Origin of the sequence: Capsulimonas sp. (genome assembly GCF_039929585.1) — a bacterium.
GTDB lineage: Bacteria > Armatimonadota > Armatimonadia > Armatimonadales > Capsulimonadaceae > Capsulimonas.
In genome coordinates this window covers 1-11951 of record NZ_JBDSQY010000095.1, presented here as the reverse complement: position 1 = coordinate 11951, position 11951 = coordinate 1, and the positions used below count along the sequence as shown (strand labels likewise).

Below are 11951 nucleotides of genomic sequence, written 5' to 3'. Positions count from 1 at the left end.
CCGCTATTGCCCCCGGACGGTTCGGCCCCCTGATCCTGCTGTTGAGCTTCGTACTCGCTGGCGGGATCTTGGGCTGGATACTGGCGCGCTTCGTGCGGCTGGGAATTTCCCCCGCGCTGCTGGCGCATGGTCGGCGCGTCATCACGCGCGGCGAAACGGCGATCGTGGTGCAGACCACGCCGGCCGACATCGCACAGGCGATGACGCTGCTGCGGCAAGTCACGAGCGGGCAGCCCGTCACCTTCTCCTTCCCAAGCGCCGGACGGGAGCTCAAAGAGCGCCCCGAAATCCTGCTGCGACCCGCGCGGCCGGCCTCGGAGCGGCTGGGAATCGAGATCGGCCTCGTCACCGCCGCCGTCCATCAACTCAGCAATACGCCGACTTCCTCTAAACCGCTCTATCAGCGTCTGAATGAGAGCGAATCTTACCTGCACGCCGTTGGCATCGAATTGAACGAGGCCGTCAAGCAGCATGAGTCCGTGTCGCTCGCCGCCGAGTGGCTGCTGGACAACACTTATATCATTCAGGAGCACATTGATGATATTCGGCGCAACTTCGGCCCCAAATTTCACCGAGAACTGCCCATTCTGGCCAGCGGTCCACAGTCAGGCCTGCCGCGCGCCTACGGAATCGCCGCCGAAATGATCGCGGAGGCCGACGCCCATGTCGATCAGGGCGACATCCTGAACTTCCTCGAGTCGTATCAAACTGTCACGCCGATCACCATGGCCGAACTCTGGGCGCTGCCGCTGCTGATGCGCCTGCGGCTGATCGAAGCCCTGCGTTCGCTGACGGTGCACGTGCGCCGTCGTCAGCGCGAGCGCATTCTTGCCGACTTCTGGGCCAACCGCCTGCGCACGGCGGCGCGCAACGATCCGGACAGACTTCTCAATATGGTCTCCGATCTTGCAGAGCGCATTCCCAATCCCAGCGCGCACTTCGCGGACCAATTGCTCGGACACCTTTACGATGAAGAAGCGGCGCTCGCCCCGGTCCATGGGTGGCTGGAGCGCAAGCTGAAGTCCAGCCTGACGGAAGCGATCCAGCAGGACCAGCGCGAGCAGACCGCCGAGCAGGTGTCGCTCGGCAATGCGATCACCACCCTGCGCGCCCTCTCCCATCTCGACTGGCGTGATATCTTTGAGCGCTGCTCCGCGATCCATAAGACGCTGACCGAAGACCCGGCCGGCGTTTACGCCGGCATGGACTTCACGACGCGCGACTCGTACCGTCACGAAATCGAGATCATCCATAAGTGCAGCGAGCACACCGAGTTCGATATCGCCGACAAAGTCGTCGCGCTCGCCGCAGACGCTCCGGGAGGGCTGGAGCGCCATATCGGCTACTGGCTCGTCGATCAAGGCAGGACCGAGCTGGAGGCGGCGCTCAAGGCGACGCCGAAATTCCCCCTGCGCCTGCTGCGCGCCGTACGCAAAAACCATGTTCTCGTTTATCTGGGCGGGGTCGCCGTCTTGACCCTTCTGATCCTGGGCGGCGTGATCCATGAAGCGCGCGAAGGCGGCCAGGATGCGCTGTTTCTGATCATCCTCACGATCTTCGCTCTGCTGCCGGCGAGCGAAGTCGCAGTCCAGGCAATCAATTATCTCGTCACACGGATGATCCCGCCGAAGCCGCTTCCCAAGCTCTGGTTCGAGGAAACGGGGATTCCGGACGAGTTCCGCACCCTGGTCGTCGTGCCGATGATGCTGCTCACCCCGGCCTCGATCCGCAAGGAAGTGGAGCGGCTGGAGATCCGCTATCTCGCCAACACGGACGCTAATCTACGCTACGCCCTGGTGGCGGATTACGCCGACGCGCCGCATCAGCACATGCCCGAAGACGCCGAGCGGCTGGATGTGGCCGCCAACGGCATCCGTCAGCTGGATGAACGTTACGGCGAAGGCCGCTTCTTTCTGTTTGCCCGCGAGCGCAAGTGGAACGACGGCGAAGGGAAATGGATTGGATGGGAGCGCAAGCGGGGCAAGCTCGAAGAGCTCAACGCCTACCTCGCCGCCCATCCTGAGGAGCGGCCGGACGGCCTCCTGCGCGTAGGCGATCCCGTTCTGCTGGAGGGGATCAAGTTCGTCATCACGCTCGACGCCGACACTCAGCTTCCCGCCAATACCGCCCGTCGCATGATCGAGACTCTCGCTCACCCATTAAACCGGCCGGTGATCGCGCAGGACCGCAGCCATGTCGTGCGCGGTTATGGCATCCTGCAGCCTCGCGTCAGCACCAGCCTGCCGAGCGCAACAGCCACGCTGTTCTCACAGATCTTCACCGATCCCACTGGGACGGACCCGTACACGCACGCCATCTCCGATGTCTATCAAGACCTGACGGGCGAGGCGAGCTACCATGGCAAAGGCATCTACGACCTGCACGCCTTCCATAGCGTGCTGTCCGGGCGTTTCCCCGAGAACCATCTGCTCAGCCATGACCTGATCGAAGGCAGCCATGTGCGCGTGGGGCTGGCGTCGGACATCGAGCTATTCGACCTATTTCCGGAGGATTACCATACTTACGCCGGCCGGCAGCACCGATGGGTGCGCGGCGACTGGCAGATCACGGACTGGATTTTCCCCACCGTGCCGTACGGCGACGGGACGCGCGTACGCAATCCCCTGCCGCTGATGAACCGTTGGAAGATCTTCGATAACCTGCGGCGCAGTCTGATGCCGCTATTCATGACGCTGCTGCTCGTGCTGGCCTGGCTCTTTTCGCCGGTCTCCACGATCTGGGCGCTGCCGGTGCTCGCCGTCTTCCTGCTGCCCTTTGCGCTTCAGATCGTCACGCTGTTCACCACTCCAATCGGCAACGCCTTCATCCCCTGGGCCGACTTAGAACTGACCGGGCAGCGCACCCTCGTCAATACGTCCTTTACGCCGCATCAGGCGATACTGGCCGCCGACGCCATCGTCCGCGTGTGGTGGCGGCGCCACGTCACCCACAAACACTTGCTGGAGTGGACGACGGCGCAGGAAGCGCAGAACAAGGCCAAGGACAAGCAGACGCGCTTCATCGGCAAGCTCTCCTGGTACTCTTTAGCGGCCATTGCCATCTCCCTTGTGATAGCGGAATGGCATTTGAAGCATGTGGATTCAGCGCCGATCTTTTTGCTGCTCTGGACGATCTTCCCCCTGGTCGTCGCGCTGCTCAACACGCGCACGCCGACCCAGGAAACCCGGCCTCTGCTCGCCGCCGACAAAACGTATTTGCGGCGGGTCGCGCGGCAGACGTGGCGGTTCTTCGATGAATTTGTCGGCCCGCAGACCAACTGGCTTCCGCCGGACAACTATCAGGAGTTCGTGCGCCATGAGGTCGCCAATCGCACGTCGCCGACCAATATCGGCCTGCTGCTGCTGGCCGATGTCTCCGCGCACGACTTTGGATATATTACAATCGACAGTCTGATCGATCGCCTTGACGAAACGATGGCGACGATCGATAAGATGGAGAAGTACGAGGGGCATCTGCTCAACTGGTACGATACCACCACGCTCGACACGCTCAAGCCCGAATACGTCTCGATGGTGGACAGCGGCAATCTGCTCGGACATCTTTGGGCGATGGACCGCGCGGTTCCCGATCTTCTGAATGGCCCTCTGCTGCGTCCCGAAGGGCTGCTTGGAATTGCGGACAGCCTCGGCCTGATGCGCGAGGGTGTGGAAAGCCAGGAAAAGAGCGCCGAGCGCTGGGCCGTGCAGACGGCGAAGATCGAATCGCATCTCGCGGCGCGCTGGGGCGGCATTCAGGAGCAAGTCGAGCGCCTGCGCGATCTGAAGCCGCTCGGAGAAGAGGTCGCCCGAAACGCCGAGCGCCTCCCCACCGTGAGCGAAAGCGCCCGGTATTGGGGCGTGCAGGTGCGCGCGCAGATCAACGCCTGGAATGAGATCGTCGATCGCTATCTCCGATGGGTGGAAGTGCTCGCGCAGCCGCCGCTGGAAGGCCTGATTACGCTCAGCCCCGACGCCCACGAATGGCGCCGCCAGGCGCTGGCCGCCACTCCTTCGCTGTATATGATCGCCACGGGCGCCGTTCCCGGCCTCTCCGTGCTGACCTCGCTGCACGGCCGCAAGGACGAACTGCGGCTTTCACCGCAGCTCTCGGAATGGCTGGACCGTCTGCACGAATCCTCCGCACAGGCGCAGTGGCATGCCGGCGAACAGATCGGCAAAGCGCAGAAATCGATCGACTCGATGAAGGCGCTGTCCGACGGCATGAACATGCGCTTCCTGTATGTCCCCGAGCGCCGCGTGTTCTCGATCGGCTACAGCGTCAGTGAACGCCGTCTGGACAACTCCTACTATGACCTGCTCGCCAGCGAAGCGCGCCTTGGCAGCTTCGCCGCCATCGCGCGCGGCGATATTCCCGTGGAGCACTGGTGGGCGCTCGGCCGCACTTTCAAGTCCGTGCATGGCCGGCGCGTGCTCCAATCGTGGAGCGGCACCATGTTTGAGTATCTGATGCCGACGCTCGTGACGCGCACCTATCAGAACTCGCTACTCGACAGCGCCTGCAAAGACGCGGTTGCGACGCAGCGGGACTATGCGCGCCGTCGCGGCATCCCATGGGGTATTTCCGAAGCGGCTTATAGCGCGCTCGACGCGCGCCAGATTTACCAATATTACGCCTTTGGCGTGCCCGGCATGGGCCTGAAGCGCGGCCTGGAAGATGACCTTGTCGTGGCGCCCTACGCCACCGGCCTCGCCCTCACGGTCGACCCGCCCGGCGCCGTGCGCAACCTGCGCCGCATGGCCGCCCTGCCTCAAACGAGCCTACGCGGGGATTATGGCTTCTATGAATCCATCGACTTCACCCGCCAGCGCGGTCCTAAGGGCGAGCGCGGCGTGGTTGTCGCCTGTTATATGGCGCACCATCAGGGCATGATGTTCATCGCGATCGACAATGTCTTGAATGGCAACATCATGCAGGAGCGGTTCCATTCCGATCCGCGCGTCCGCGCCGTCGAATCACTGCTCTTTGAGCGTATTCCCTCCGGCTCCATCCCCCTGACCAGCGCGCGAGAAGCCATCCCGCAGCCGCGCCTGGAGCCGATCGCCGCGCAGCACGCCACCGGCACGATCGATACTCCGGACACGGCGACGCCGCAGGTCAGCCTGCTCTCCAACGGGCATTACTCGGTCATGGTGACCAACGCCGGCGGCGGCTACAGCAAGATCGACGACACCGAGATCAGCCGATGGCGCGCCGACGCCACCCGCGATTCCTACGGCCAGTTCTGCTACATCCGCGACACCGAAAGCGGCGCATTCTGGTCCACGACCTACCAGCCGACCAACGGCGCCGCCCAGCGCTTCAGCGCCCTCTTCTCACCGGACAAGGCTGAGTTCAGACGGCGTGAGTTCGGGATCGAAACCGTCACGGAGATCGTCGTCTCCCCCGAGGACAACGCCGAGATCCGGCGCATCACGGTCATCAACAAATCGTCGCGCCCGCGTCAAATCGAGCTGACGAGTTACGCCGAGCTTTCCCTGGCGCCGCACGCCGCCGACCGCGCGCATCCGGCCTTCAACAAACTGTTCATCCAGACAGAGGCTTTGGAAGATCTGGATGGCCTGCTCGCATGGCGCCGGCCACGTTCGTCCAATGAAGAGCCTGTATGGGCCGCTCACGTCGTCGCCGCCAATCGCGAGGCCACCAAACCGACCGAGTTCGAGACCGACCGCTCGGTGTTCCTGGGGCGAGGCCGCACGCCCGCCGATCCGGCCGCCCTGCACGGCAAGCTGACGGGAACGCAAGGACCGGTTTTGGACCCCGTGTTCTCCCTGCGCAAACATATCACCCTGGAGCCGGGCGAACGCGCCCATGTCTCCTTCGTAACGATCGCGGCCACGCGGCACGACGAAGCCGTGGCCCTCGTAGATAAGTACCGAAGCATCGGCGCCACGGCACGCGCCATGGAGATGGCCTGGACCCATGCCCAGCTGGAGCTGCGGCACTTACGATTGCAAGGGACAGATGTTCTGCGCTTCCAGCAGCTCGCCGGCCATATGCTCTATCCGAACAAAGCCCTGCGGCCGCCGGCCGAGCGTCTGCGGCGCAACATCCTGGGCCAGTCGCGCCTCTGGGCGCAGGGGATCTCGGGCGACCTGCCGACTATCGTCGTGACCATCGCCGACACCAACGATCTGGACATGGTCCGCGAAACGCTCCAGGCGCATACTTACTGGCGCGTGCACGGCTTCAAGTGCGATCTGGTCATCTTAAATCAAGAGTCGTCGAGCTACGAGCAGCCGCTTCAGGAACAGCTGCGGCGCCTGATCCAGGCCCACACGGAGTACACCGGGATCGATCAGCCCGGCGGCGTGTTCCTGCGCCCGGCGGCCTCCATCGGCGAGGAAGACCTGACGCTTATCTTAACCATCGCGCGTGTCGTCTTAGTCGCGGCGCGCGGATCGCTGAGCCAGCAGATCAGCGTCCCGATCCGTCCCGCCCTGCCCGCGCCCACCGGTCCGACCGGACGGCCCGGCGCGGAGGAGCCATCTCCGCCGCTGCCGTTCATGGAGCTGCCCTACTTCAATGGCCTGGGCGGCTTCACGCAGGACGGCCATGAGTACGCGATCTATCTCGGCCCCGACGATGTGACGCCCGCGCCATGGTCCAACGTCATGGCGAACCCGAACTTCGGCGCGCTCGTCACCGAGTCGGGCGGCGGCTACTGCTGGAGCGGCAACAGCCAGAGCAATAAATTGACCCCGTGGTCCAACGACCCCGTCTCAGATCCAGTCTCGATGGCGGTATATATTCGGGATGAGGACCTGGGCATCTTCTGGACGCCGACAGCGGCGCCGATCCGCGAGCGCGATCCGTATCGCACTCGCCACGGCCAGGGTTACACGGTCTTCGAGCACAACAGCCACGCGATCGTCCAGGAGATGACGCTGTTCGTTCCCACGCACGACAACGACGGCCTCCCCGTCCTGGTCCATCGTCTGAAGCTGACCAATCGGTCTTCACGGCGGCGACGGCTGACGGTGACGGGCTACGCCGAATGGGATATGGGCGTGGAGCGTGAGGACACGCAGCTGCACATCGTGACGGACTGGGATCCGGAAGGGCGCATGATCACGGCGCGCAACCACTACCATCCGGACTTCGCTTCCCGGATCGCCTTCGCGTCGATCTCCCCGGCGGCTTCGTCATATACGGGCGACCGCACTGAGTTCTTAGGACGCAACGGCTCGACCGCCGGCCCCGCCGGAATGCGCGGCGGGTCGCTTTCCGGCCGCGCCGGCGCCGGTCTCGACCCCTGCGCGGCGCTGCAGACGTCCATTGAACTCGAGCCGGGGCAGATGACCGAAGTCATCTTTACCGTCGGACAGGCCGAAAGCCTAGCCGAGGCGCGCTCGCTGGCGCAGCGGCTGCGCTCGGCGTCGCAGGCCGAAGCCCTGCTTCAAGCGACCCGCCAGCTTTGGGATCGATACCTCGGAACCATCCAGGTGGAGACGCCCGATCTCGCGGTCAACTTCCTGCTCAACCGATGGCTGGTCTACCAGGACCTGAGCTGCCGCATCTGGGGCCGCTCGGCGTTCTATCAGAGCGGAGGCGCCTTCGGCTTCCGCGACCAGTTGCAGGACGCCATGGCGATGGTTTACTCCGATCCGGCAATGACACGCGCGCAGATCGTACGCTCGGCCTCCCGTCAGTTCCCGGAAGGCGACGTCCAGCACTGGTGGCATCCGCCGGGCGGCGCGGGCGTCCGCACGCAGATCACGGACGACCTGCTCTGGCTTCCCCTGGTCGCCGCGCATTATGTCAAGATCACCGGCGACACGAGCGTGCTCGACGAAGTCGTCCCCTTCCTGGACGGCCGCCTTCTCGGCCCCGACGAGCACGAGGCGTACTTCCCGCCAGGTGTCTCCGAACAAACGGCGACGGTGCTGGAGCACTGCCGCCGCGCCATTCAAAAGGGCCTGACCCATGGACCGCACGATCTGCCATTGATCGGGGCCGGCGACTGGAACGACGGTATGAACCGCGTCGGCATCGGCGGCAAGGGCGAAAGCGTCTGGCTCGCCTGGTTCCTGATCGTGGTCCTCCACGAGTTCGCCACGATGCTGCGCGGCCAGGGCGTGGCGACGGAAGCCGACGAGCATGACGCCGCCGCCGCGACCCTCGCGACTGCGGTCGACGCCGGCGCCTGGGACGGCGCCTGGTACCGCCGCGCCTACTTCGACGACGGCTCGCCGCTCGGATCCGCGCAGGACAAAGAGGCGAAAATCGATTCGCTCCCGCAGTCCTGGGCCGTCATCTCCGGCGCGGGCGATCCGCAGCGCGCCAAGCAGGCGATGCAGAGTGTCCTGGACAACCTGGTCAAACGCGACGACAAGATGGTGCTGCTCTTCACGCCGCCCTTCGACAAGTCACCCAAGGACCCCGGCTACATCAAGGGCTATCTGCCCGGCGTTCGTGAAAACGGCGGCCAGTACACCCACGGCTCGCTCTGGGTGCCGCTCGCCTTCGCGCGCCTCGGCGACGGCGACCAGGCCGTGGAGATCCTGCGCCTGATGAACCCGGTGGAGCACGCTCGCACTCCCGAGGATGTCCAGCACTACAAGGTCGAGCCATACGTCGTGGCCGCCGACATCTACTCCCTCGCCGGCAAAGCCGGCCGCGGCGGCTGGACCTGGTACACGGGTTCCGCCGGCTGGATGTACCGCGTCTGGCTGGAGGAAGTCCTCGGCTTCCACCTGCGCCCGGACGCTCTGACGCTCAGTCCCGTGGTCCCCAAAGACTGGAAGCAGTTCAAGATCACCTACCGGCACAAGAGCAGCACGTATGACATCAACATCGAGAACCCGAACGGCGTGAACACAGGGGTAACACGCGTGGAGGTAGACGGCCAGGTCCAAGCCGACGGCCGCATTCCGCTGAGCGACGACGGTCAGTCGCACGGAGTGCGGGTGGTGATGGGGTAGCTGGGCAACTTCTGCCTTTGCGCCCCATCCCCCCGCCGAAGCAAGCTTCGGCCTCCCCCTTTCCCTGCTTTGGCCCTCCGGGCGGGAAAGGGGGCGTTCGTAATTATGCACCGCACGAGAGTTACGTAGTGTTGGAAGAGCCAGATTTGAAAACTCTTCGTAGAACTCGTCACCCTCGTGCGGACCGCAGTGATGAACATCCCCTTTCCCGCCCGAAGGGCCAAAGCAGGGAAAGGGGAAAAACGAGCCTCAGCGAGTTGAGGGGATGGGGATTACGTCAAACAAGTTCCAAATTGCCTAAATCACGGTAGAATGACTTCGCGCTTATGTCCTTCTTCCGCCGACATCGCCGGCTTTGCCTGCTTTGGGGGCTCCTCTGGAGCCTGATGGTTCTCAGCGCCTCCAGCGGGCTTTGCAATCCGCGAGGCGCTTCCCATACACACGCCTCAGCCGCACGCGCGGCAAGCGTCCTTTCGAAAACGCCGCAAGCCGCCGAGAAACCCATGGCTGCGATGCCGGCCAATTGCCCCTGCTGTCATGGAAAAATGGGCAAGCGCATGAAGTGCTGCCCTGTGATGCCAACAGGCGCTCCGGCCGCCATGACGTGTATGTGCCTTTCAGCGCCTCCGCACGGCGAGATCGCCGCCACGCTCACTTCCCAGGAATCCTGGCCGCCGGCCACCCTGCCGACGCACGTTTACACACCGCGTTTCTCCCCCATTTCACTGGCGTCGGCAATCCGACGCGACGCCGTTCTCACACGCTCTGTCTCCCCTCTGGAGAAGCCTCCTTGTTCCGTCGCGTCTTTGGAATAACCCATTTACGCGCTCGTTATCTTTGAGATATCACAAGGAGTCTTTTTATGTCTGCTTTCACACGACGGCGTGGCTTCACGCTGATCGAGCTGCTCGTCGTCATCGCGATCATCTCGATTCTCGCCGCGATTCTATTCCCCGTCTTCGCCCAGGCGCGCGAAAAAGCGCGCGCCACAGCCTGTCTCTCAAACTGCCGCCAGATCGGTCTGGCGTTTATGCAATACGCCCAGGACAACGAGGAATGCCTGCCGCTTTCGACGGACTCTGGGCGGCCGGTTTCCTGGGTCTATACGATGCAGCCGTATCTCAAAAACACGCAGATCTATCGATGCCCCAGCGACCAGAGCACGAACTGGGACGTCCCGATCGCGCCGGCTGTGGTGACGCGCCTTTCGTCTTACTATCTGAACGACTGGCTTGCCGGGACGCTGAAGTACACATCGCTGTCCTCCATCCAAACGCCGGCCAGCGTGATCTATGTGAGCGAAAGCGCCACGAATAAGACGGGCGACCACTTCCATCCGTTTCTCTGGACCGCCGATCCCGAAAGGGCAGGCGGCCCAAGCGCCAGCCAATTCGACACGGCAAAAAACCAGACACTGGAACTGGCGATCACGCGGCATCAGGGCGGCATGAACAACGTCTACGCCGACGGTCACGCAAAGTGGGGCCGCTGGTCGCAGCTCTGGTTCCAGGATCCATCCCGGAATATCTATGAGGGGGCGTTCGATCCGAGGCAGTAAGCCAATATCCGCCTCCGTTCAGTCCTGCGGACGGAGGCAGAACAAAAAGCGGCCCCCATTCGGTAAAATATAGGGAGATTAACATTGCCGCCGGACGGGCTTCTCTCCCCGTCCGGCCCCTTAACACCGGAGCAAGGAACCCATTGATCGACGACGTCGTCAAAACAAGCGAGCAGATCGGCGCGCGGCTGGAACAGCTGAGCGGACCGATGGATATCGAAGGCAAGCGGGCGCAGGCGGCGGAGCTGGAGGCGATGACCGCTGAGGAAGGCTTCTGGGACGATCCCTCGTCCGCGCAGGAGAAGATGCAGCGGCTGAACGCGATCAAGGAAAGCATCGCGCCCTGGCAGGCGGTCCGCAAGCGTCTGGAAGATGTCGGTACGCTGCTGGAGCTGGCGCAGCTCGAAGACGATCCGGAAGCCTACGAAGCCGAGGCGAGCGCGGAGCTTGCCGGCGTCACGCAAACGCTGGACAAACTCGAAATCGACACCCTGCTGTCGGGTCCGCACGACGCCGCGCCGGCCCTGCTGGAAATCAACGCGGGCGCGGGCGGCGACGAGGCGAACGACTGGGCCTCCATGCTGCTGCGCATGTACCTGCGCTGGGCGGAAAGCAACGGCTATAAAGTCGAGATCGTCGATGAAGTCGAAGGCGACGTGGCCGGCATCAAGAGCAGCACCCTGCGCATCGAAGGCAAAAGCGCCTACGGGCTTTTGCAGGGCGAGCGCGGCGTCCACCGCTTAGTGCGCCTGTCTCCCTTCAACGCCAACAATAAGCGCCAGACATCGTTCGCCTCCGTGGACGTCGTTCCGGAAGTGGCCGAAGTCGGCGAAGTTGAGATCCCAGATAAAGACATTCGGCGCGACGTCTACCGCGCGTCGGGCGCCGGCGGCCAGCACGTCAACAAGACCAGCTCGGCCGTACGCCTCACGCACCTTCCGACAGGCATCGTCGTGAGCTGCCAGAATGAGCGGAGCCAGACACAGAACGAAGCCTTCGCCACCAAGGTCCTCAAAGCCAAGCTTTTGGAGCTGGCGCGCCAGGAAAACAAAGCGAGCATCGACGAACTGCGCGGCGAGCGCCGGGGGATCGAGTTCGGATCGCAGATCCGCAACTACGTCTTCCAGCCCTACACGCTCGTCAAAGATGTCCGCACCGGCCACGAGACCGGCGACATCCTGCGTGTGATGAACGGCGAGTTCGACGATTTCATCGACGCCTATCTGCGCTGGCAGCACGCCCAGCGGCATCAGGTGGAAGATTAGCGGCCCTCACCCCCCGGCCCCCTCTCCCAATTCTGGGAGAGGGGGAGTCCGATTAGGAATGGGATTTTGGATTAGAATTTCTGATCTAATAACTCAAAAACTCTGGCTCCCCTTCTCCCAGAATTGGGAGAAGGGGCCGGGGGATGAGGGCCGAACGCAAGCCATGGAGAGACCGTGAAGAACAAC

General features: G+C 63.5%; 4 protein-coding genes. All 4 read left to right on the top strand.

Annotated elements, in window-relative coordinates:
- The first annotated feature begins 41 nt into the window (after positions 1 to 41).
- A complete protein-coding gene (locus tag ABIZ35_RS06860; RefSeq protein ID WP_348219137.1) occupies positions 42 to 8942 on the top strand; it encodes a glucoamylase family protein in 8901 nt (2966 codons plus the stop codon).
- A 326-nt stretch (positions 8943 to 9268) separates the two neighbouring features.
- Positions 9269 to 9757: a hypothetical protein gene (locus ABIZ35_RS06855; RefSeq protein WP_348219136.1), complete on the top strand. Its 489-nt coding sequence runs from the start codon at positions 9269 to 9271 to the stop codon at positions 9755 to 9757.
- A 47-nt stretch (positions 9758 to 9804) separates the two neighbouring features.
- A complete protein-coding gene (locus tag ABIZ35_RS06850) occupies positions 9805 to 10500 on the top strand; it encodes a prepilin-type N-terminal cleavage/methylation domain-containing protein (RefSeq protein WP_348219135.1) in 696 nt (231 codons plus the stop codon).
- Positions 10501 to 10643: 143 nt separating this feature from the next.
- Positions 10644 to 11765 (top strand): peptide chain release factor 2, encoded by a 1122-nt coding sequence (gene prfB / locus ABIZ35_RS06845; RefSeq protein WP_348219134.1) that lies wholly within the window; start codon positions 10644 to 10646, stop codon positions 11763 to 11765.
- The last annotated feature ends 186 nt before the right edge of the window (positions 11766 to 11951 follow it).